The organism is Bacillus cereus group sp. BfR-BA-01316, assembly GCF_022664195.1.
In the GTDB taxonomy this organism is placed as follows: Bacteria; Bacillota; Bacilli; order Bacillales; family Bacillaceae_G; genus Bacillus_A.
On record NZ_JAKUGX010000015.1, the window covers coordinates 62,307 to 84,044 of the forward strand.

Sequence of the window (21,738 nt, forward strand, 5' to 3'; positions counted from 1 at the left end):
ATCAATGAATATAAAAACAGAGCAAGATATAATTCGCTTAATAAAAAACGACAAATGGATGATGGACGTATTACAAATGGCAAAATCACTAGAGCTACCTGATTGGTGGATTTGCGCTGGATTTGTTCGTTCTAAAATTTGGGATACATTACATAACTACGAAGTAAGAACAGCTACACCAGACGTTGATGTTATTTATTTTGACACTTTTCATAAAGATGAGGCATACGAACAATCATTAGAAAAGGAACTGACAAATTTGGATGATTCTATACCTTGGTCGGTTAAGAATCAAGCTCGTATGCATGTAGTGAATGGAATGCCACCATACTCTTCTTCTGTTGATGCTATTTCTAAATTCCCTGAAACAGCAACCGCCCTTGGTGTTTCATTAGACGAGAAAAATAATGTCATATTAACATCCCCGTGCGGAATAGAAGATGTACTTTCATTACAAGTGAAACCTACACTTCATTTTCTTGAAACGAAAGAACGAATACATATGTACAAAAAAAGAGTTATGAAAAAGAATTGGCAAAGCAAATGGCCCAACATTACAATCACTTATCCAGAGATTTAAAGAGGGTGCTTCTCATTATTAGAAGCACCCTTTCCTTTTTCAATTCAAAAAATGAATGACTGTTTCAGCGAAGCGGTCTGCTTCTTCATAATGTGGTGTATGACCACTCTCTTCAAACACGATATACTTACCATTTCGAGTATCTCGATTAAATACTTCAATTTGCTTTTCACACGTTACTACATCATGTTCTCCTACAATTAGCAGCATCGGATTTTTCACTTCTTGCAGTTTTAATAGAAACGATTTATAAATCTCTCCCTCATCTTTTAATCTTCTAAAGTGAATCTCTGAACGTCTTGCAAATTCTCCCCACTCTTCATCACTATATAAACTATAGTCAGTTTTATCCTCCTTATTTTCATAAATCTCCATTCGATTTTCTTTTAATTCATCACTTAATCTTATATAAGCTTCTAGCAACTCTTCTGAACTAGCATTACTAGATGAATAAGTAAAACACTCTTCTGCAGCCACTTCTTTTCCATACTTCTTTAATAAATTCCCTGTCTTTTGTAAGAGGGATTTACTTGTTAATGCAAAATCAAAAGTCGGCCCTTCAAATATTATTTTCTCTATTGAATTTGGATATATCGACGCATATAGCAATGCTAAATATCCACCGAAAGAATGTCCAATTACAGACCATTTCTCAATTTGTAATAGTTTTCTTAGTTCCTCACAATCTTCAACTAAATCACTTAATCCAAACGATTCTTCTTCAGTAATTTCTTCTGAACGACAAACCCCTCTTTGATCTATCATAATTACATATAAGGAATCTTTTAATCGTTCCGCTTGATGAAATGAAAAATCATAGCAACTCTCTCCTGGTCCACCGTGCAAATATAATACTGGTTTATTTTTAGGACTTCCATGTGTTTCAACGTATAGTTTTTTCCCTCTAATGTTCATGTATTTCCCAACTTCAATCAAATTCGTCTTTATAATCATCACCTCATTTTTTACTGAATATTATAACATTTAACCCTAAATAATCCCTATTACATTTAAAAAGACGATAATTATTGCAAGTGGAGCTATAAATCGAAGTAAGAATGCCCAACAAGTAAATATTTTCTTTCCGTAATTTCCACCTACAAAAAATTCTGCTTCTAGCACTTTCTTCTCCATTTTAAATGATACGAAAATACTGATAAACAATGCTCCAAGTGGCATTAATATATTACTAGATAAAAAGTCTACTGCATCAAAAATATTCTTCCCAAAAATCGTAATATCACTCCATACTCCAAATGATAACGCAGATGGTATACCCACTAAGAAAATGCAGAAACCGATGATCCATGATAGTTTATTTCTTCTTTCCTGCTCACCATTTGCTAATGCTGAAACGACCGTTTCTAGTAGAGAAAATGCCGATGTTAATGTCGCAAATGTAAATAACGCAAGAAATACTGTTAAGAAGAGTCCACCGAATGGTATTTGACTAAATACAGATGGTAATACGATAAATAGTAATCCCGGTCCTTCTGTTGGCTCCATTCCTAATGAAAATACTGCCGGAAATATAGCAAGTCCCGCAAATAAAGAAACGAATAAATTCAATCCAACAATCGTAACTGCCGATTTTGGTAAACTTTCTTTTTTATTTAAATACGAGCTATACGTAACCATAATCGAAATCCCTATACTAATCGCAAAGAATGATTGCCCCATTGCGAACAAAATACTTTCTGAAGTAATTTTTGAGAAATCTGGCTGTAAGAAAAACTTCACACCTTGCATCGCATCATCAAGTGTTAATGAACGAATAATAAGAGCGACAAATAATACGAACAACGCTGGTAACATATATTTACTTGCTTTTTCAATTCCGTTTTGTACACCTTTTGATACAACCCATATCGTTATGAACATAAAAGCGAAATGGCCCATAATAGCCCAAACGGGATTTCCAATTGTTTCAGTAAATAACGAACCGTAATTTTGTCCCGGAGTAATAAGTTGTCCTGTTACTCCTCGGAAGAGATAAATTAAAACCCATCCACCTACAACGCTATAAAAAGATAACAATATAAAACAAGTTCCAACGCCAAGACGTCCAATCCAGTGCCATCCTGTATTTGGTGCGATACTTTTAAATGCTCCAACTGCTTGTTTCTGTGTACTGCGTCCAATCATAAATTCAGCAATAAGTAGTGGTAGTCCAATTAATACAGTAAATAATATAAAGATTAAAAAGAATGCTCCTCCCCCGCTCTTTCCAGCGATATAAGGAAACTTCCATATTGCGCCAAGTCCAATTGCTGATCCTGCTGCTGCCATTATAAAACCTAATTTCGAAGTCCATTGCTCCGTCTGTTTCATCTTATTTTCCTCCCAATTAAATCTTTTTATATAAATAATTAAATTTTATAAACCAATCCAAATAAACCCTCCATTTCTTTTTCTATAAAATAAAAAATGGCCCAGCATCTCTTTATATAAAGAGACGCTAAGCCATTTACTTAACGCGGTACCACCCTTATTGATTCCATTGTGAATCCACCTTAGTAGTAATCGTTTGATTACAAACCTAATATCGAAGGTTAACCGTTAAGATTTACTAAGAATGTGATTCCGTTCCACCTTACTGCTCCTAGGCGAGTTCAGGATGTCATTTGACTATGTCGCACCAACCCATAGCTCTCTGCACAAATACATGACCTTACTACTCCTATTCAACACATTTTAATATTTAGAATATATTTTCTTTTGAAATTAATATGAAGTATATCGGTTATATTTGTTACTGTCAAGGTATATATTAATTATTTTGTCGAAAAGGATTTTTATAGGTTTATATAGAAAATATTTACAAATAAAATATAAGGAGAAAATATGTTATGTCACTTTTAAAGAATGGATGTTTTTTTATTATCCGCTCATTTTTCATCATCTTTGGTATTATTGCGATTTGTTCTTTGCCACAATTGTTTTTTGGTACATCTCCAAGTGCATCAAGAGCGTTAGCCATGCCGCCAACACCAACTTTACAATTAAATTTTAGTAACTATTTAGATTCGATATCAAATGTTATTTCTTCTTTGTTCCACCCTACAGGTATTACTTATAAAATTAGCAATGCTGGTACTCAGTCGCCAGATCGTGATCTTTTTCCATATTTATTAGAATCATATACGCATTCATTAACTATTATGATTTGTGCCTTCCTTATCGCCGTATTCCTTTCTACTACTTTTACCATACTTACATTTTACTTTCCTAAACGCATTCAATCTCTTATCCTTAAAACTTTACACGTACTAGAATCATTGCCAGACTTATTTTTTGTCGTCTGTGTACAGTTATTTGTCATTTGGATTTATAAAAATACGAATTTACTCGTTACAGTACCTTTTTCTACTATGCAAGAAAAAACATATTTGTTACCGATATTAACACTGAGTATTTTACCGATTATTTACTTATACGAAATTTGCCTATTAAATTATAATGATGAGCTACAAAAGGATTATATAAACGTTGCGGTCGCAAAAGGATTAAAACCGTTTTACATTTTATATAAACACGTGCTTATCAACGCCTTACTCTCCATCTTTTATAATGCAAAATCTATTTTTTTATTTATGATTTCCAATATGATTGTACTGGAGTATTTATTTAATTCCTACGGCTTATTTAAATTTTTAATTATGCACCAAACACCGGAAATTATTACGGTAAGTATATTATTTTTAACAATTCCATTCTATCTCTCCTTTGAACTATTAAAACGCATTTTACCAGGAAGAAGGGATTTACATGCTTAAAAAGGTAGTTTTTAATATACGATTTTTAATCGGTCTTTTTATTTTAGTAACTATTATTATTTCAAGTTATATTACGAAAGAGAAAGTAGACGCAGGAAAAATCAAACCTGTACCTCCTTATCAATATGTCGATGGTAAACTAACTAGTACAGCTCCAGCACCGCCATCTTTTTCTCATCCTCTCGGTGTTGATCAAGAGGGGGATGATGTTTTAATTCGGACTCTCTATGATGCAAAAACACCCATATTTTATGCAGTGATTATTAGCTTTTTTCGGATTGTTTTTTCACTTATATTCGGTGTTCTTCATGCATATTTTTATCGATATGTACGCTTTTTAGATGTTCTATTCGAAACATTCCAATACGTTCCTACCACCTTATTAGCGATTTTTTTATTATCACCTGTAATGTTTGTATCTCCAGATGAAGAACATCTGTGGCTTACTTATATGATTTCGGTTTTAATTTTTATTAGCGTACCAAATTTAGTACAACTTTTCAGTAATGAAATTCGTTTATTACTACAAAATGAATTTGTGATAAGTTCTAAAACACTAGGAGGTAGTTTTTTTCACATTTGCAAGATCCATTTAAAACCCTTTCTTACGCCCAAAATTTTCATTTGGATTAATCAACAACTGCTGCAAACTTTAGTTTTATTACTGCATTTAGCACTATTTCGAACCATTTCATTTAACATTGCTGGTACACTTGTATTACTTGGGCACAATCATCAATTTTTAAATGTTTTACCTTGGGTAGCATTCGGCCCTGTTTTATTTTTCACTATCGTTATTTTAGCTGTATACATGATGTTATCTGGAATGCAAAGCGCACTAGAAAAAGATGTGAATTATATAGATAACTCGCTTTTATTAAGTGTTCTAGCAAAAGAAAAAAGAGAAAGGAAGAGTCAATATTTTCCCCTTTTTAAACCAAGTGTAAAAATAAAAGAACATTAAAAAAGAATCTTCGCGATTATCGCGAAGATTCTTTTTCACGGTATAAGTCGTGTACAATCTCTCGGAAAAGCACTCGCCTCCCGGATGTTTGTTAACTCTAAAAATTTATATACAACTCTTTCTAAACCTATACCAAATCCGCCATGCGGTGGACATCCATAACGGAATGTATCTAAATACGATTGAAATTTCTCTGGATGTAATCCTTTTTCTTTAAAAGAAGCAAGTAACATTTCATAGTTATGAATTCGCTGTGCACCTGACGTAATCTCTAGCCCTTTATACAATAAGTCAAAAGAATCAGTAATAGCTGAGTTCTCTTTATTTGGCATCGTATACATTGGTCTCGCTTCTTTCGGATACTGTGTAATGAATACAAATTCACTATTATATGTTTCTTTCACATATTTCCCTAGTAACTTTTCACCTTCTGTATCTAAATCCCCTACAGGAGATTCTTTTCGATACTTCATTTTCAAAACTTCTTGTGCTTCTGCCAACGTAATTTTAGGAATTTCTGCAATAACAGGTACTGTTACTTGTAATAGTTGTAGTTCTTTTTCACATTTTTCTCCTACTTGTTGAAACATATATCGTAAAATATCTATTTCTAATTGCATCACTTCATGAAAATCATGAATAAATCCAAGTTCTACGTCTAACGATATATATTCATTTAAATGTCTTGAAGAGTTATGATGTTCAGCCCGGTACACAGGAGCAATTTCAAAAACACGTTCGAGTCCTCCCGCTACCATCATTTGTTTATAAAACTGTGGTGATTGAGCTAAATACGCTTCTTTTTGGAAATATGGAAGATTAAAAACATTTGCTCCTCCTTCTGCCCCTTGTGAGACAATTTTCGGAGTAAATATACGTGTGAAATCGTTCTCTATTAGAAATTCACTAAAGCTTTGAACGAGTGTCGATTTCACTTTAAAAATCGCGGTGATTCGCTCATGTCTTAATGATAATACCCGTTCATTCAATAGTTGATCTAAACCAACTTGTAACTTCTTTTTATTTATTTCAAATGGAAGTGATTCTGCTCCATTTAGTACTTTCACTTCATGTGCAAGTACTTCAACACCTAATTCTGTTTTCGGTGTCTCTACTATTTCTCCAAGTATTTGGACGACACTTTCAACATCAACTTTGTATCCAGCTAACTCATTTTCTAATACACATTGAATAACTCCCGTTCGGTCCCTTAATAATAAAAAACTAACATTCCCTAGATGACGAATCTTTTTTACCCATCCTTGTAGTAATACAACCTTTCCGCTATGCTCCGTACATTCTCGTGTGAGTGAACGCTTCATTATTTGATCCATTATGTTTCCCTCCATTAATTTTATTTTTATTTACGTTATTGTTATTGTTGTCGTCATCATCATCCACGGTCACTCACCTCCTTTCAAAGAATACAAAAATCCGCCCCTATAATAGGGACGGATTATTCCGCGGTACCACCCAAATTGTCATAATGACCATCTTAGCCCTGATAACGGTAGGTACCGTTTGCTTTTACTAATTATCACGTTCAAAGCATCACTCACAGGTGTCTTTCCATCATGCAGTATCGCAATCTTCCCAGCAAACGATTGCTCTCTGTAGACCCTTGCATCATGTACTTTTCCTGATCATCACTTTTTATATTTACAGAGTATTCTATCTCTTTATTTTATAAAACGCAAGCGTTTTTTTGATATGTTCTGATTTTTCACATCCATCTTTGTACAATCTCCTCTAAAGCCATTCCACGCGAGCCTTTCAATAATACAATGTCCTTTTCATTCATTATTTCTAAAATCTTCTCTGCTACTTCACCTTTATTTTGAAATGATTGCACATGATTTTTAGGATAGTTCTTCTTTGCTTCTTCCGCTATCATCATTGAAAGCTTACCATACGTAAAAACGTATTGAATTTTCTCTGGATTTAATATTCTTCCGATTTCTCTATGATATGCCTCAGCTTCCGTTCCTAACTCCAACATATCCCCAATTACAATGATTTTTTTCTCATAAGTATGTAACTTCTCTAACGTTTCAATTGCTGCTGTCATTGAAGACGGACTCGCATTCCATGCATCATTAATAATCGTAAAACCTGTTGTAGCTGTTAGAAATTGAAAGCGCATATCTGTAATGTTTATTTGTTGTAATGTTTCCTGTATGTTCTTTGTAGACACATTATACAATTGACCTACAGCTATTCCGATGATTGCATTTAATATATTATGTTTCCCATACAAAGAGACGTCATACTGTACTTTTTTAAATTTATTTAATTTGAAATGACTACCATATTCATCCAATTGCACATTCGTAGGATAAAGATCATTTGTATCCTTTTCACCAAATGACCTATATTCTATACCTCCTTTTTTGTTATTTTGAGAAAGTAATGATTCATCACCATTATATAAAAACAAACCTTTTTCTTTTAATCCGTCTATAATTTCTAATTTAGCATTCGCAATTCCTTCTCTTGATCCAAGCGTTTCTAAGTGCGACTGTCCAATCATTGTAATTATCGCTACATCGGGCTGCGCTATATTTGATAATTTTCGGATTTGTCCTTTCTCACTCATTCCCATTTCTAGTATTAAAAACTCGGTATCTCGCTTCATTTCTAAAATCGTTAATGGTAATCCAATTTGACTATTTAAATTACCTTTTGTTTTATGTACGTTATACGTTGTATTTAATATTGCTCCTATTATATCCTTCACCGTTGTCTTTCCGTTACTACCGGTAATACCGATTACTTTCACATTCATTTCATTTCGATAAAATCGTGCTAATTTTTGTAGTGCGAGTAATGTGTCATTTACAAATATAATCGGTATTCCTTTTGGTGGATCACCGTGAGATTTTTTCCATAAGCAAGCAGCCGCTCCGTGATTCATTGCTTCGTGGACGTAGTCATGACCATCCTTCACTCTAATTATTGGAATGAATAAGTTTCTTTCTTGAATTTTTTGAGAATCAATAGACACTCCCGCTGCAACTAATTTATAAAACGACTCATGTAGCCCTTTACCATCTACTACTTCTTCAAGTTCTTTCAAACTAATTTGAATCATTATGCCACCCTTTCCATTTTATTACATAAAATCTATGTTTTTTACGCATATTAATATAAATTTTCTAGCGGAGGTGTACATATGAGAAAAACCATTAGCTTCTTTCTCCTATTGTTATGCATAGTTGTAGTTAAAGAAACGTATGCTTATTCCCCAAAATCTTTACCCGTCTCTCAAAACTCTAATCAATGGCAAGTGAATATTGATGAAGTGAAAAAAACAAGTGAAAAATTGTTACAACCAAAAAAAGGTGTATTTCAAACATATCATTTCTCTGTAAAAAATCTCGGAAAAAATGAAGTGTATAATGTACACGTTGAAGTTTTCCGCAGCGAGCCAAATACAAAAACAAAATATGAACTTTATTCTCAAAAAGAAGGCCGTTTAGCAAGTGGCAAAACTGGATTTAGACATGCTAATTTACCGATTTCTACAAAAGCCGATGAAGTTGACGTGATCATTACGTGGCAAGAACACCCTTTCCGCTCTATGAGAAACGGTCAAAAAGTTGAGGCTAGAAAATTTAAAGAGCATTTTGTTTTTAAAGACGCAAAAAAGTAAATGGAATGTGGATATATTCACACTATCATTGATATAACTGTATTTACTAGTACCAGTTCTTAAGCAAATTAAAAAGTCGTGGCTTATTAAACGCCACGACTTTTTATATTAATTCGTACTAATTCCTCTTGCTGCCCAAATACGATCGATATCAGCAGCATGTTGTCCGCCATATAAAAGAGCATCCGCTTGCTTAATTGCTTTCGCTCCATCACGGAATTTCGCATTTGGCGTTAAAGACCAATGTGATTGTAAAATAATTTTTGTTGCAACATCACGACCAAAAGCTTGTGCCATTTCGTATTGGCCTTGAGCCCAAATTTCCCCATCATCATGTACTTCGTTCGTAATATCTTTCGGATATACTTTATTCGTATCTAATCGGCGTAAGCATGTTGGATCTGAACTAGAGTAAGCAGTCGCATCCCATTCTCCAACACATGCTTTTCCGTATCCTGTCGTCGATACCGCATCTTCATAAGTAGCACCTAAGAAATCTCCAAATCCTTCTCCCATCGCTCCGCCTTCTGGTGAACTTCCGAAGCCAGGTACTTGATTATCTTGAATAGAATGTCCATATTCATGCGCAATAATGCCAGCATCTTCTGCATCATCTACTCCGCCAGTACCGAAAGTTAAAGCTTTCGTTGATGGAGAATAGAATGAATTATCGTCAGTTGTACCATTTACATTCACTTTAATCGAACGTTTATTAACATTTTGAAAGCCTAATCCTTGAATGTAACGCTGTAATGTATCAATATGATAATACGACATAACATCTTCAAAGCTATCATTTGCACGTGTATAGTTAAATTGTAAGTTTGTAGATTTCGTCTTCGCTTTTGATGAAATTGTTACATACTCCCCAATTAAAAACCCACTACCATCTAAACCTTTTAGAGTAACGGTTTTCAATTGATTCGTTAGAGCTGTAGAATCTGCATCATTATTATCCTTTAATCCTGCTAAACTACCACTTGTTACGACAGGATTAGGTAAAAATACTTTTCCTGTTCCTTCTGCTTTTCGGTTTATATCAACCTTTTTAATTAACTTTCCATTTTCTGCATCAATAAATGTTTCCCATGCACCAAATGGATTATTAGAGTGGACTAAAACTTTATAAACTGGGATAGCTACTCCATCCTCAATAATATATCCAAATTCTTTCTCTGTAGGAGCCCATAGATTTTGCTCACTTTCTCCTCCAACATACGCCATTGATTTTTGTTCAGCATCTTTTTCACTAATCTTATTCGCTATTTCTTTCACACTTTGAACCGCCTGGTAATCAGACACAGCAAGTACGCCTTGTCCCTGTCCATTAATAGTAACTGTTATTTGTTTTGAGAATACAGGTGCACCATTGACAACTTGTTGAAATCTAACGTATGAAGCTACTGACGTTTCTGTTGTAGAAATATATTGTAAGTCTGAAAGGTCTGGCTTTAATCCATACTGATCAGCATTTCCTTTTAAATATTCAATTGCTTTTTTCTGTGGTGAATAAGCTTCTAGCTTTACTTGCTGTTGTTTTTCCAATGCCGAAACCGTAGAAATCGTCCCCATTACTAATGGCACAGTCATTGCCATTGCCACCATTTTTTTGTTTAACATAAAACCACTCCCCCTAATAAATTGAATCCTTTACCCCATTCCTATAAGGCTATTACTGTCCACAAGTAACGAGATAAATTGAATCTACGAGTAATTCTATACGAGCAATTCTATTACCTTCACATTTATGGTGAGTGAAATTTTCTCAATAATTATGTATAAAATGAGAACAATACTTTAGAAATATATTTATTTCCCACTTCGATTAACTATATTTCACCAAAATAATGTTTTGAAAAATAGGTTATTTTTTACCTAACGATAGGTTGAAAAATACCTTAATAAATGATACGCTTTAATTAACCTTTTTTATTGGGAGGATTTATTATGAGTAAAAGTGAAGAAACACGCTCTTCCATAATCGAAGCAAGTTATCGACTATTTGCCGGTCACGGCATTGCCAAAACGACCTATACAATGATTGCTGAAGAAGTTGGTATCGCCAAGCCATCTATTTATTATTACTTTAAATCTAAAGATGCTTTAATCGAAAGTATTTTTAATGAATTATGCGAAGCGATGCAGTTCTCCTCATTCTTTCGTACAGAAGAATTTACGAAAGAGAATTTCATTGAGAAATGTATTAAAATTGGCTTTAAAATGATAGACGAACAACAGAAAGATCCTTATTTTAATCGTGTATTACAAGAATATGTATTACTATCTTCAAGAAACGATATGTACAAAGATCGATTACTAACTGTACAAACAGAATATTTAAACGGATTTGAATCACTCCTAACAAAAGCAAATGAACTTCAACTCATTCAAAATAAAAATCTAGTTTCAAAAGCTCATATGTTGGCATTAGTACTTGATAATATCGGAAACTTCATGATGTTTGATGTAAATATGAATTATAAACAAATATGGATTGAAGCCGTCCACAGCATATTCGAAAGAAGTGATTCATATGAAAACTAAAAAACGAATTATCGGCTTAGATTTTGCTAGAGCGTGGGCGATGTTTGGAATGTTACTAGTTAATTTCATGGTGATAACAGGGGCGGAAGGAAATGGGCCTCCTCTGTTAAAAACCTTTATGACACTTTTTGAAGGTAGAGCTTCTGCCTTGTTTGTTATACTTGCTGGGATTGGCATAACTTTAATGACTAAATCATCTGTTGCTAGCCAAGAAAAAATACAAATCAATACCAGCCGAATATTGATTTGGAAACGATCACTATTCTTATTTATTTTAGGATTATTATTGTATGTAATGGAATGGACGGGAGATATTTTACACTACTACGGCGTTTACCTTTTCATCGCTGCATTACTAATTACTGTACGAAGAACTATACTAATATGGCTTTCTATCATTATTTTACTTGCTGCACAATATCTCCAACTTACTTTCAACGCCTTCGAAGGATGGGGAGGCACAATCCCATTTATAAACTATATAGACTTTTGGACCTTTAAAGGATTTCTTCGCAACTTATTTTTTAATGGCTATCACCCTATTTTCCCATGGTTTTCTTTCTTCTTAATCGGTATGATAATTGGCAGATTAGATCTTCATAATAGAAAAATTAGACATAGGTTGCTCTTACTCGGTATAAAAGTAACGATAATTATAGAGCTGTTGTCCAAAGCATTAACTCACCTTTTTATCCCATACATTGGTGAGGAAGCATCTACATTTTTGTTTAATACAGGCCCTATTTTACCAAGTATATTATACGTCGCATCTACTGCAGGATCCGCTATTGCTATATTAATAATTTGCCTCTACATTGCTGAAAAACATGAAAAGAATTGGTTTATTACATCCATTGTACAAACAGGCCAATTAACATTAACTCATTATGTAAGTCATGTATTTATCGGTATTGGGATATTGATTCTATTAAATAGGATGGAACATCAAACACTATTATTCGTTTTACTATTTGCTACTGGATTTTTCATTTTCAGTGTTTTATTTAGCGTGTTATGGAGAAAGAAATTTCCTAGAGGCCCTATCGAATGGATTATGAGAAAATTAGCCGGATAAAGTGAAACTTTAATCAGTGGGGGTTTTGTCCATCCCCACTGATTATTAGCCCTCACCAATCGGGCTTTTACGGGCAGCCCGACTCCCAACTAACTTCCTCGCATTCGCCGAATTTCGAGTTGGGAGTCTTACTGCCCACAAATAGCCGGATAATCTCCTAGCATGCAAAAAGGAAGTTGGAATGATTCCAACTTCCTTTTTTCTTTAATTAGCCGCGTTTAATTTAATTCGGACTTTTGTCTCACCTAAAGAAAGTTCATCGTCCTCATTCGTTAAGTGACCAAATGTAAATTGCTTGACGAGTAAGTTTTCTTCCAATAAATCTTTATGATTCGTTAACGTTTGCTGTAGTTCTTCTTCTGTATCAAGAATTACATCCACTCGTAAATTAACCGGTAAATTCAACTGCTTACGATATTCTTGAACTGCACGAATAAATTCACGTGCTACTCCTTCTTGTAACAATTCCTCAGTTACATTCGTATCTAACATAACCGTATATTGTCCGTTAGTCGTATTTGAGAATCCTGATTTCGCAACTTTCTCTACTAATACATCTTCAGCCGTGACGATTACTTCTTCCCCTGCTGTTGCTTCGTATACTGCTTTCTCTGTTGATACAAAATTTTGTACTTCTTCTTGTGATAATTGTTTTAGCCACCCGTTTACTGCATTCACATTCTTACCAAACTTCGGTCCCGCTGTTTTAAAATTCAACTTTAATTGATATGATGTGTATTTCGATTCATCCAGTTCAACATGGAATGCTTTAACATTTAGCTCATCCATTACGATATCACGATAAGATTCCCAATCGATATCATTTTCGTTATGCTCAAGTAATACAAGCTCTGCTAACGGCTGCTTTACTTTTAATGAATGTTGATTACGATTACTTCTTCCAAGTTCAACAACTTGTAAAACAGCATCCATTTCTGCTTCTAACTCAGGCTGAATAAGTGATTCGTTTACAACCGGATAATCTGCTAAATGAACGCTGCTTCCTTCTAAATTCAGATGAATATCCTCAGCTACAAACGGTGTAAATGGTGCGATTAATTTACTAATTGTTACAAGCACTTCATGAAGTGTTTCATACGCAGCTGCTTTTTCAGGATTCATACTAGATTCCCAAAAACGATTGCGTGAACGTCTTACATACCAGTTACTCACTTCATCTACAAGAGCAGCAATTTCACGAGCTGCATTTGTGAATTGATAATCATCAAGTGCAGTTCTTACCTTTCTCGTTGTGCTATGCAGTCTTGATAACACCCATTCATCTAATTTCGTACGTTTAACTTCATACTTTTCTTTCGGATTATATTCATCTAAACTTGCATATAAAACATAGAAGCTATACACATTGACTAACGTATCTACAAATTTAGATTTCGCTTCTTGTACTGTTCTTTCAGAAAATCGTTTCGCATTCCACGGCGCACTATCAACGAGTAGAGCCCACCTTAGAGCGTCGGCACCAAACTTCTCTACTAAATCAACAGGATCTAGTGCATTCCCTTTACTTTTAGACATTTTCTGTCCTTCTTCATCTAGAACATGCCCTAATGATAATACTCGTTTATATGGTACTTTCCCTGTATATAGTGCTGATACCGCTAATAAACTATAAAACCAGCCGCGTGTTTGATCAATTCCCTCCGCAATTACATCTGCTGGAAACTGTTCTTCAAATAACTCTTTATTTTCAAACGGGTAATGATATTGCGCAAAAGGCATGGAACCACTATCAAACCAAACATCAATTACTTCTGGTGTTCGATTCATTGTACTTCCGCATTTTTCACAGCACACTTGTACTTCATCTACATATGGCTTATGCAATTCTAAATCTTCAGGCGTTTCTTTTGTACTATGCTTTCTTAATTCAGCAATACTTTTCGGTGAAAATTGATGATCACAGCTTTCACATTCCCATACGTTTAACGGTGTTCCCCAATATCTATCTCGGCTAATATTCCAGTCCACCATATTTTCTAAAAACTTACCAAAGCGTCCATGTTTCATATGATCTGGATACCACGTGACAGAATTATTATTTTGTAAAAATGTTTCTTTAATCTCAGTAGTGCGGATTAACCAGCTTTCTCCTGCATAATAAAGTAACGGAGAATCACAGCGCCAACAGTGTGGATAGCTATGCTGATATTTTTCTTTATGATATAGCAAACCTTCTTTAGCTAAATAACGAACGATATCAACGTCACATTCTTTTACAAACTTTCCTTTTAAGAAGGGTACTGCTTCTGTATACTCACCTTTCTCATTTACAACATGTAAGAACGATAACCCTTCACTTTGAACGATTTTATAATCGTCCTCTCCATATGCTGGAGCGATATGAACGAGTCCTGTACCACTATCTGCAGTAACAAAATCTGCCGCAATAACACGGTATCCATTTGTAACTTCCTTCATCGGAAACGGTGCTGTATACGATGTGTTTAATAATTCTTCGCCTTTATGAACGGATAATACTTCATAGTTTTCTTTTAGCACTTCTTGCACACGTTCTTTCGCAACAATGTATACATATCCTTCTTGTTTGGCTTTAACGTATTCCATATTCGGATGTACGGCAAGTGCAACATTCGCTGGGAGTGTCCACGGTGTTGTCGTCCATCCAAGGAAATATTCATTTTCACTATCTTTCACTTTAAACTTAACTGTCGCGCTTAAATCTTTCACTGTTTTATACCCTTGTGCAACTTCATGTGAACTAAGAGATGTTTGACAGCTTGGGCAGTACGGTGAAACTCTATGCCCTTTATATAACAAGCCTTTTTCATGAATTTTCCCTAAAATATTCCATACACTTTCAATATATGGATTCTCTAGAGTAACATACGGATCATCCATATCTACCCAATATCCAATACTCTCCGTAAATTCACGCCACTGCTTCTCATATGTGAATACACTTTCTTTACACTTTTGAATAAATGGTTCAATGCCGTACTCTTCGATTTCATGTTTACCTGAAATGCCAAGTTGTTTTTCAACGCCTAATTCTACAGGTAATCCATGTGTATCCCATCCGGCTTTTCTTAAAACTTTATATCCAGCCATCGTTTTATATCTCGCTACTAAATCTTTAATCGCCCGTCCAAGTGCATGGCCGACGTGTGGTAGTCCGTTCGCTGTTGGTGGCCCTTCATAAAACACAAAAGATTGTGCGCATTCTCGATTCTGAATTGATTGCTCGAAAATACTTTGTTCGTTCCACTGCTTACGAATACGTGTTTCTCTCCCTACAGCTGACTCTTTTACATCAACTTTTTTCATGTACAATCACTCCTTTGAATTTTTTAAAAAGCACACAAAAAACCCGTCCCTATGAAGTAGGGACGGGTTTACCCGCGTTACCACCCTAATTCTATTAGCTTTTCACTAATAGCACTTAGCAACGTACTAACATACGCGTTCTTTGTAACGGTAGACATCCGTCCGAGCTTACTTTATTCAGCCACGGCTCCTCGGAGATGATTTTCAAATAACGTCTGCACACCGGATTTCAGCAATACACCGGCTCTCTGGGGAACAGCTCACTACCTTACTCTTTCTCGTCTTCAGATTTGTATACTTTATTAAAAGTTATTTTATGCCATTCAACAATTAATTGTCAACTAATTCAAAATATATTTTTATTTATACCCTTTTTCTCTATTCTTATACAATTACTTTTCAAACTCTCGCAATCCCGCTAAATCTTCATCTTCCTCTGCAAGTTCAGCGAAAAATCCCGTTTCATCTTCACGAAGCACAATTTCAAGTTCATCTCTTGCCTCTTCATTTCTGTTTAATAATGTTAAATAACAAGCATGATCGTATCTTGCTAACAAGTCAGTAGCATCAATTTCCAATATTTCACTTGTTAATTTTTCTGCCTTTGCCGTTTGCCCAGCTTTATGATACGAGGATGCTAAAGCAAGAAGAATTGCCGTTTCATTTGGATGATGTACAGAAGCATCTTCTAATAAATGAATCGCATCCTCATACCTCTCTTGACTTTGATATACTTCTGCTAAAGCAAGGAATCCTCTACTTACAAATGGCGTTTTCTCAATTAATTGCAAGTAAATTTTTTCGGATTTTCTTTTTTCTCCAGTCTTACATAATACATTCGCTTGTAAAAGAAGAGTGTCATAATCATCCGGTAACTCTCGAACCATTTGTTTCGTTAATTCAAAAGCATCTCGTAACATATCTTCTTCCTCACACTCAATGAAAAGATTTACAAGTTGCTTCGCTACATCATAATCCCACTTATTTTCTAACGATGTTTGTAAAACCTCTATAGCTTCTTTATTCATCGCCGCATTCTCATAAAATATTGCGAAACGCTGCGCTACCATACTATTTTTCGGGTTTAACTTCAAGGAGATTTCAAATAAATCAATAATAACTGTAATCATTGAAATTTCCTTCGCACGATTTTTCATGCGATAAAATGTTCTTGTAAATATAGATTTTTTCGGTTGCTCATTTTGCTGCCTTTCTACTAATCTTGCGGCAACCGCAGTAGCTGCATACATAAACGCTGTACTTCTTTCTGCTTTTTTCACCTTTAGCGTATGAAGTACGTCTCGTATTTGGGATAATTTTTTATGTTGTTCCATTGCTTTTACGTACACACCAAATATACGTTCACTTTCCAAATCTTTATGCATTACTTTCAGCGCAACTTCGATTGCTTCTGCACTCTGCTTTTTAACTAGTACTTTCGCATAATGATATAGTACTTCCACATGCTCTTCATCTATTTTCATTGCATATTCGATATATTCTTTTTCTTTATCTATGTCATTCATCGCGCCAAACACGTATGCAATCGCATCTAAACGCCATGTTTCAGGAACTTCTTCCGCTAATTTTTCTAATTCAACTAGCAATTCTTCCTGAAGATTCATTTCTACTGAAAGCTGCGCTAAATATTCCATATTTATATGCATTGGTTCTTCTTTCATCGCCTGGATCATATGACTTTGTTCTTTGGAACGATTCTCTTCTTTTTCGTATATTTCAGCAAGCTGCAAATGTACACCTAAGAAATTCTTATTCATTTCTAAACATGTTTCATATGCATGCTTCGCTTCTTGAAATTGCCCTAACGCCATGAATGTTTCACCGATACGGAAATACGGCAATGAATCTTGTTTTTTCTTAAGTGCATTATTATACCGCTTTATCGCCTGATCATACTGTCCAATAGATTCATATAAAACACCAGCGTAACAACCGTATTCAATTACATCCGTTTTCTCTTTTTCTAACGTTCTTAAAAACGCTATGCCCCGTTGCACAAAAGCTGTGTCTTTTATTCGATTTACATACTCATCCAACACGCTCGCTATATTAGCGTATACTCTTCGTATACCGTTCTCTAATTTAGAAAGTGCAAGTTTTAACTCTTTTTCATCCTCGCCTAATGCAATTTCAGCATCCCATAGCACCATTCCAGCATTCATAAGGAAATCTTGATTGTCTTCAAATTGCTTATTGATACTAACAATATAGTTTTTTGCATCCTCATATTGTTCCTTTGCCATATAAACTTGAGTTAAACCGAAATGAGAATATACATCTTCATTATTTTCTTCTAAAGAACGCTTATATATAGTTTCCGCTTCTTCAAGTTCATCATTTTGAAAATGCACATCTCCTAAACGAACATATAAAGATGCCTGATCTTCACAATTTTGAATTCCTTGTAATAAAATTTCCTTCGTACTTTTCCCATCATCCAAATCTGATTCATAGATTTCCGAAAGCTTCGTATATAAATAGGCTGCTGTTTTATCTAATTGAATTGCTACTTTAAGTCCTTTTACCGCCAAATACACTTTTCCTAAATGCTGAGCACATCTTGCACGTTCATACCATATGTGCGCTTCATACTTATATTCTTTTAATAAATCATTAAAGAATCCATATGCTTCTTCATATCGTTCTAAATCTATTAAAATTAAACCGTGATTTACAAGTGTAAACCTTTCTGGGCTACGTTCTATAGCTGTTAGAGAATACTCTAGCCCCTTTTCAGATTGATCCATATACATGTATGATAATGCTAAGAAACTCCACGCAACTGGTTGATCTGCATCCAATTGTAATGATGAACGAAAACTAGCAATCGCTTCTGCATAATTATCTTGCTCAAAAGAATAACGTCCATTTATAAAATGATACAACGCTTGATTGCTTTTCTTCTCCACACTTTGAAGCATATGTCCTGCTTTTTCCATATCTTGCAGACGAATAAAACACTGTGCACTATGCAATTTCACAAAGTCAGAGCTCGGAAACTTTTCCATTAATTTTTCTATACAAAACTGAATAAAATCTTTATCTACTTCAGCATCTAAATGTTTAATCGTATATAGCCAAGTGTTTGGATTTTCACTTGTTTCTTTTAAAAATAGTACTAACTTTTCAATTCCCTCTTTATCTTGCTCAGCTAAATGATCTGTAAGAGAAAAGATTGTTTTATAATAAGTGTGTTCTTCCTCATTTAAAAATGAAAGTTGTTCCATTCTATCTTTTGGTATAAACGTAATAGCTAAACAATCTGTATAACGATATTTTTCTTGCAACTTATCATATTCCACAAGAATCGGTTCCAAGAAATTCGGATCTTGAATATAAAAAGCTTGCAGTACATCGTCATAACCAGAAAGCACTTGTACATGGGAAGCGTGCTCAATATCTATACTTAATAAAACGGGAATACCTTGATTGAGTAATTTCTTATAATTTTCCTCATTCCCTTGAAAATAACGATATTCGTAACCTTGCTCTTCTATATATGTAACTGTATCTGAAAACTTAGAACCTGTTACATCAAAAATATGTTGTGCAATTTCATCTTGCGTACGTTTTTCTCCCCATACCCCTAACATCATTTCCAAACTAGTCGGAACGCAATAGTTATCCTTTTGTACAACCGGAACTATCGGTAAGCGCACCTTTTTTCCATCAGGATTTTTTTCTATATGATGATATAGAGAATTTTTTAAACTCTTTTCACTTTTCAATAGTGCTTGCAAATCGTGAATATTATTCATTTTATAAAATGCTTCTGCACGTAAATGTATAAAATAAGTTGTATATGCATGATGCGGAAGCATATGATTCATTTTATCTATTACCGCTAACATTTCTTCATAGCGCCCTAAATCTAATAAATATTTTACTTTTTCAAAATAGAAATATGGTACTTGAGGGAACTTTGCAATCGCATCATTAATGAGTTGTAATGCTCGCTGCTGTTCACCTTTATATGCATATAATTGCGCCAATAAGTACGTAGCTAACTCTTCACAATCTTTATGCTGCTGACCGGATAAAAGTTGTTCCTCTGCCTTCTCCCACTCACCAGTCTGTATATATAAGTAACCCCATTTATCAAAAACTGCACGTGTACTATACTTTTCCGCCTTTTGCATATAGGCATAGGCCTCTTCATTTCGCTTCATATCTAACAAACATCTAACTAACGTAAAATATGCTTTCGTTAAAACATCCGCATCAGTTTCTTCTTCATTTACCTCTTCCAAAGAATCTTTTAATAATTGTTCAGCATCAAGAATTTTACGCTCATCAATTAACTCATCACAATATAAAGAGAGCGTTCTCATATTCGGGAATTTTTTATACGTATAACGAATTAAAAAGGAGCTATATTGATGCATCAAACCTTCATCAGCAAGACGAATTAATGTATCAAACTCCGCAAATGATGCAACGTTATAAAGCCAGTTCTTCACGTATGATAACTTTTTCGTTTCTTTTATATGTGCAATTTCATTATTTATCTCCTGTAATCCATCTACAAATCTCTTTTCTTTCAAACAAATCTCTAATTGCTTAAAATCTAGCATGCATTCACCTCAAATTATTATTTATACTGCCATTTGCAAGCAGTATTCTAACCTACTTGCTTAGATTTTACACATCATATAGTATGCATTCAACTAAAACCTCATATAATGAACGATATAATTTAATATTATTCAAGTTTATAACTAAATATCTTAAAAACATTGATTTTTATGGGGATTTTGTTTAATTTGATGAAATAACATGTATTATTCGAAGATGGGTTTTATCTTCTTTTTTGAGGCTTCATTCAGTGAATGAAATTATATCAACGATTTCCTGAATATATCTATCGTAATTTACAATATATCAACGATTTTTCAAATATATCTATCGTAACTCAAAAAATATCAACGACTCGACAAGATATATCGATTTACCGACAAAAACGACAATCATCCTATCTTCAATTTCATAATATTAGGGCGGTTGTTCCAAATTACCTTTGGAACAACTTCCCTTTTGTTTCACTTTTCAAATTTTAAATCCACAAAAACACCGTAATGATCACTTGGGAATACGCATGATGAAGTTAATGCTGAATCCGCAAATATAGATACATCTTCTATATTTGGAAATTCAAACGCGTCATTTTCTTGTATCATAACCCAATCATATCGTTCTCCTTGCTTTTCATCCCCTATTAAATTTGTATTCTTTCCATAATCTAACGTTGGCTGGGCAAGAATGTTATCTTGATTTTCTTTAAGCTGAGCCACATCTATCCATTGATTACTTATTAAGTATTGATGCACCCCTGAATGTGGATCATCATTAAAATCACCACATAATAATTCGTAGCCACTAACTCTGTTTTTAATCCAATTATTCACGGTATTCATTTGCTCTTGTCTTACCTTACTAGATTTCCAATTTAAATGAACATTCGTTATCCCGAGATTATACTCTTTATATTTTAACATGATTCGAATGGCACAATAATTCGATTCCTCTATATCGGTTTCCCAAATAGCTTCTTCAGCTAAGATAGGAATTTTACTTAAAAAAGCTAGGTCTTCATCTGGAGAATCTGGATACTCTTTAAATATACAAAATGGATAATTTATTTGATCCGCAAGATATTGTGCACCATTTGTCTTCTTTTCTTCATTAATACAACTCCGAACTTCTTGAATTGCTAAAATATGAGGAGCAATATTTTGGACTTCTTCACAAATAGCCTCTAACCTTTCAGACCACAATGTTTCATGATTCCAAATATTAAAAGTAGCAATTCTCATTATATCC

The 21,738-nt window shown here is 34.2% G+C and carries 14 protein-coding genes and 3 other annotated features; of the genes, 6 read left to right on the top strand and 8 right to left on the bottom strand.

Translation table 11 applies throughout. The features are described 5' to 3' along the window. Nucleotides 1-4: 4 nt before the first annotated feature. Complete coding sequence (locus tag MR071_RS13575) at nucleotides 5-580, top strand: nucleotidyltransferase family protein (RefSeq protein WP_105586378.1); 576 nt, start codon at nucleotides 5-7, stop codon at nucleotides 578-580. A 39-nt stretch (nucleotides 581-619) separates the two neighbouring features. Here the strand turns inward: MR071_RS13575 and MR071_RS13580 are convergent, their stop codons facing one another. Both MR071_RS13580 and MR071_RS13585 read right to left on the bottom strand, forming a co-directional pair. Next, nucleotides 620-1,534, bottom strand: coding sequence for an alpha/beta fold hydrolase (locus MR071_RS13580; protein WP_105586379.1), 915 nt, complete (start codon nucleotides 1,532-1,534; stop codon nucleotides 620-622). Nucleotides 1,535-1,570: 36 nt separating this feature from the next. Then, nucleotides 1,571-2,911 carry a sodium-dependent transporter gene (locus MR071_RS13585; RefSeq protein WP_242236380.1) on the bottom strand — a complete coding sequence of 447 codons (1,341 nt, stop codon included), beginning with the start codon at nucleotides 2,909-2,911 and terminating at the stop codon, nucleotides 1,571-1,573. 117 nt (nucleotides 2,912-3,028) lie between these two features. Continuing rightward, nucleotides 3,029-3,277 (bottom strand) — a binding site (T-box leader). Between the two features lie 152 nt (nucleotides 3,278-3,429). Between MR071_RS13585 and MR071_RS13590 the strand changes: the two genes are divergently transcribed. Together MR071_RS13590 and MR071_RS13595 are read left to right on the top strand one after the other, a co-directional pair. After that, the gene (locus MR071_RS13590; protein WP_242236384.1) at nucleotides 3,430-4,356 is read left to right on the top strand and encodes an ABC transporter permease subunit; all 927 of its coding nucleotides are present in this window, start codon (nucleotides 3,430-3,432) and stop codon (nucleotides 4,354-4,356) included. Then, a complete protein-coding gene (locus tag MR071_RS13595; RefSeq protein ID WP_242236387.1) occupies nucleotides 4,349-5,320 on the top strand; it encodes a peptide ABC transporter permease in 972 nt (323 codons plus the stop codon). Before MR071_RS13590 ends, MR071_RS13595 begins: the two co-directional genes overlap by 8 nt. Before the next feature lie 35 nt (nucleotides 5,321-5,355). Here the strand turns inward: MR071_RS13595 and aspS are convergent, their stop codons facing one another. Beyond that, entirely contained in the window at nucleotides 5,356-6,654 is a 1,299-nt protein-coding gene (gene aspS, locus MR071_RS13600; protein WP_242236390.1) for an aspartate--tRNA(Asn) ligase, read from the bottom strand. 110 nt (nucleotides 6,655-6,764) lie between these two features. Continuing rightward, nucleotides 6,765-6,976, bottom strand: a binding site (T-box leader). A gap of 67 nt (nucleotides 6,977-7,043) precedes the next feature. Next, nucleotides 7,044-8,411: a UDP-N-acetylmuramoyl-tripeptide--D-alanyl-D-alanine ligase gene (locus tag MR071_RS13605; RefSeq protein ID WP_242236392.1), complete on the bottom strand. Its 1,368-nt coding sequence runs from the start codon at nucleotides 8,409-8,411 to the stop codon at nucleotides 7,044-7,046. Nucleotides 8,412-8,492: 81 nt separating this feature from the next. Here MR071_RS13605 and MR071_RS13610 point away from each other — a divergent pair, with 81 nt between their 5' ends. Further along, the gene (locus MR071_RS13610) at nucleotides 8,493-8,972 is read left to right on the top strand and encodes a hypothetical protein (protein WP_105586384.1); all 480 of its coding nucleotides are present in this window, start codon (nucleotides 8,493-8,495) and stop codon (nucleotides 8,970-8,972) included. 108 nt (nucleotides 8,973-9,080) lie between these two features. On the opposite strand, the gene MR071_RS13615 is transcribed toward MR071_RS13610, so the two are convergent. Next, on the bottom strand, nucleotides 9,081-10,592 hold the full coding sequence (locus MR071_RS13615) for a M36 family metallopeptidase (protein WP_105586385.1): 1,512 nt from the start codon (nucleotides 10,590-10,592) through the stop codon (nucleotides 9,081-9,083). A gap of 327 nt (nucleotides 10,593-10,919) precedes the next feature. Between MR071_RS13615 and MR071_RS13620 the strand changes: the two genes are divergently transcribed. Both MR071_RS13620 and MR071_RS13625 read left to right on the top strand, forming a co-directional pair. Then, nucleotides 10,920-11,516 carry a TetR/AcrR family transcriptional regulator gene (locus tag MR071_RS13620; protein ID WP_105586386.1) on the top strand — a complete coding sequence of 199 codons (597 nt, stop codon included), beginning with the start codon at nucleotides 10,920-10,922 and terminating at the stop codon, nucleotides 11,514-11,516. Further along, nucleotides 11,506-12,591: a DUF418 domain-containing protein gene (locus tag MR071_RS13625; RefSeq protein ID WP_242236394.1), complete on the top strand. Its 1,086-nt coding sequence runs from the start codon at nucleotides 11,506-11,508 to the stop codon at nucleotides 12,589-12,591. The genes MR071_RS13620 and MR071_RS13625 overlap by 11 nt, the downstream gene beginning before the upstream one ends. Before the next feature lie 204 nt (nucleotides 12,592-12,795). Here the strand turns inward: MR071_RS13625 and ileS are convergent, their stop codons facing one another. The 3 genes from ileS to MR071_RS13640 form a co-directional block, all read right to left on the bottom strand. After that, a complete protein-coding gene (gene ileS / locus MR071_RS13630; protein WP_242236395.1) occupies nucleotides 12,796-15,897 on the bottom strand; it encodes an isoleucine--tRNA ligase in 3,102 nt (1,033 codons plus the stop codon). A gap of 55 nt (nucleotides 15,898-15,952) precedes the next feature. Next, nucleotides 15,953-16,191 (bottom strand) — a binding site (T-box leader). Nucleotides 16,192-16,289: 98 nt separating this feature from the next. After that, complete coding sequence (locus tag MR071_RS13635; RefSeq protein WP_242236397.1) at nucleotides 16,290-20,492, bottom strand: bacteriocin-processing peptidase family protein; 4,203 nt, start codon at nucleotides 20,490-20,492, stop codon at nucleotides 16,290-16,292. A gap of 465 nt (nucleotides 20,493-20,957) precedes the next feature. Continuing rightward, nucleotides 20,958-21,731, bottom strand: a complete 774-nt coding sequence (locus MR071_RS13640; RefSeq protein ID WP_309243134.1) for an endonuclease/exonuclease/phosphatase family protein — start codon at nucleotides 21,729-21,731, stop codon at nucleotides 20,958-20,960. Between the last annotated feature and the right edge of the window lie 7 nt (nucleotides 21,732-21,738).

What these genes read in the sequence shown, in the direction of transcription:
- MR071_RS13595 (WP_242236387.1), top strand. Translation starts at nt 4,349, where the DNA reads ATGCTTAAAAAGGTAGTTTTTAATATACGATTTTTAATCGGTCTTTTT.
- MR071_RS13620 (WP_105586386.1), top strand. Translation starts at nt 10,920, where the DNA reads ATGAGTAAAAGTGAAGAAACACGCTCTTCCATAATCGAAGCAAGTTAT.
- MR071_RS13635 (WP_242236397.1), bottom strand. Translation starts at nt 20,492, where the DNA reads ATGCTAGATTTTAAGCAATTAGAGATTTGTTTGAAAGAAAAGAGATTT.
- MR071_RS13585 (WP_242236380.1), bottom strand. Translation starts at nt 2,911, where the DNA reads ATGAAACAGACGGAGCAATGGACTTCGAAATTAGGTTTTATAATGGCA.
- MR071_RS13615 (WP_105586385.1), bottom strand. Translation starts at nt 10,592, where the DNA reads ATGTTAAACAAAAAAATGGTGGCAATGGCAATGACTGTGCCATTAGTA.
- MR071_RS13610 (WP_105586384.1), top strand. Translation starts at nt 8,493, where the DNA reads ATGAGAAAAACCATTAGCTTCTTTCTCCTATTGTTATGCATAGTTGTA.
- MR071_RS13590 (WP_242236384.1), top strand. Translation starts at nt 3,430, where the DNA reads ATGTCACTTTTAAAGAATGGATGTTTTTTTATTATCCGCTCATTTTTC.
- aspS (WP_242236390.1), bottom strand. Translation starts at nt 6,654, where the DNA reads ATGGATCAAATAATGAAGCGTTCACTCACACGAGAATGTACGGAGCAT.
- MR071_RS13580 (WP_105586379.1), bottom strand. Translation starts at nt 1,534, where the DNA reads ATGATTATAAAGACGAATTTGATTGAAGTTGGGAAATACATGAACATT.
- ileS (WP_242236395.1), bottom strand. Translation starts at nt 15,897, where the DNA reads ATGAAAAAAGTTGATGTAAAAGAGTCAGCTGTAGGGAGAGAAACACGT.
- MR071_RS13605 (WP_242236392.1), bottom strand. Translation starts at nt 8,411, where the DNA reads ATGATTCAAATTAGTTTGAAAGAACTTGAAGAAGTAGTAGATGGTAAA.
- MR071_RS13640 (WP_309243134.1), bottom strand. Translation starts at nt 21,731, where the DNA reads ATGAGAATTGCTACTTTTAATATTTGGAATCATGAAACATTGTGGTCT.
- MR071_RS13575 (WP_105586378.1), top strand. Translation starts at nt 5, where the DNA reads ATGAATATAAAAACAGAGCAAGATATAATTCGCTTAATAAAAAACGAC.
- MR071_RS13625 (WP_242236394.1), top strand. Translation starts at nt 11,506, where the DNA reads ATGAAAACTAAAAAACGAATTATCGGCTTAGATTTTGCTAGAGCGTGG.